Raw genomic sequence first — 1,298 nt, 5'->3', positions numbered from 1 at the left:
CGATTCCCACCCCCGCCGCCCCCAGACCCCAACCCGCCAGCACCCCGGGCCCCTGCCGCGCACGCCCCACCGTCACCCCGGACCTACCGCGTACACCCCGCGTGCCGCGCTGCCACCCCGGCCCCTGCCGTGCCCGCCCCGCCGCCACCCACCTCGGGCCCCACCCCGCACGCCCCGCCAGCACCCCGGATCCCGCCGCGCACGAGAAGTCGGCCTGGTCGACTTCTCGCGCGCTCCCGGCTTCGGGCTGGCCGGTGAAATATGCAGGTCGGTCTACAAATCCAGCCAGGCTGGGCCCTGTTGCGCATGAGAAGTCGGCTGGGTCGACTTTTCGTGCATCCTCGGCCTGGGGCTCTGGAGAAGCACGCAGGTCGGTGTATTTGCCCGCTGGTGTTGCGTGGGAAGTCGGGTGGGCCGACTTCCTGTGCGGCCTTGCCGGCTACTGCGGGCGGGATTATGGCGGTCGGTCTACATATTCGGCCTCTGGCCCGCCCTCGCCGCGCGCGAGAAGTCGGCCAGGTCGACTTCTCGCGCGCCCGTGCCCTCCGGGTGCCGGCCGGGAGGGAGGGCTGCCGCGTTGCGCGGGCCGTTAGTGCGGCGACGGGGAGGCCGTTGCCGTGCCCGTCGGATGTGGCGAGGAGCTCGTCGCTGTGCCCGAGGGGGAGGGGGTGCTCGTCGGTGGGTCGGAGGGCGACGGGGACGCGGTGGGTGCCGCCGTGGGCGAGGTGGTGGTGGAACCGCTGGGCACCGGTGTCGCCGGAGTCGAGGACGGCGTCGACGACGGTGACGGATCGGCCGGGGAGGAGGCGGAGCCGCCACGGTTGTGCGGCCCGCCCTCCAGGGTGACCACCGCCTGGGAGGGCGGCAGCGCGATCCGGGCGGTCCAGTGGGTCGTCGGCGCCTGGTCCTCGTCCACGGTGACGATCACGGTGATCCGCTGGCCGGGCGCCAGGGTGCCGGCGTCGCGGCTGAGCCGGAGCCAGCCGGCGTCCGGCACCGCGTGCCAACGGATCTCCGTGGCGCCGGAGTTGGTGAGGGTGAGGATGGTCCGGCTGCCGTACTCGCCGGCCTCGACGGTGAGCAGCCCGGCCGGGGCCGGCTCGCCGGTGCCCGTCGTGGAGGCCTGGTCGGCAGCCGGGGCCGGTGCGGCGACCAGGGTCGGGCTGCTGAGCGGGGTCGCGCCGTGGGCCGGGACCGGGATGGCCGCGCCCTGGAAGGTGAGCCGTGGAAAACCGGGAGGCAACGTTTCTGCATCGCTTGTGCCGACACCGCCCGCGACCATCCCGGGCCCGGCCCCC

1 pseudogene is annotated in these 1,298 nt (G+C 74.7%); it reads right to left on the bottom strand.

The window, feature by feature from the left end:
* Positions 1-589: 589 nt before the first annotated feature.
* Positions 590-1,298 (bottom strand): annotated as a pseudogene (locus AE652_RS47105) (hypothetical protein); the annotation flags it as partial.

Source organism: Kitasatospora sp. MY 5-36, from assembly GCF_001182915.1.
Taxonomy (GTDB): domain Bacteria; phylum Actinomycetota; class Actinomycetes; order Streptomycetales; family Streptomycetaceae; genus Kitasatospora.
The sequence above is the reverse complement of the archived record's forward strand: the minus strand, read 5'-3'. Positions and strand labels throughout refer to the sequence as shown.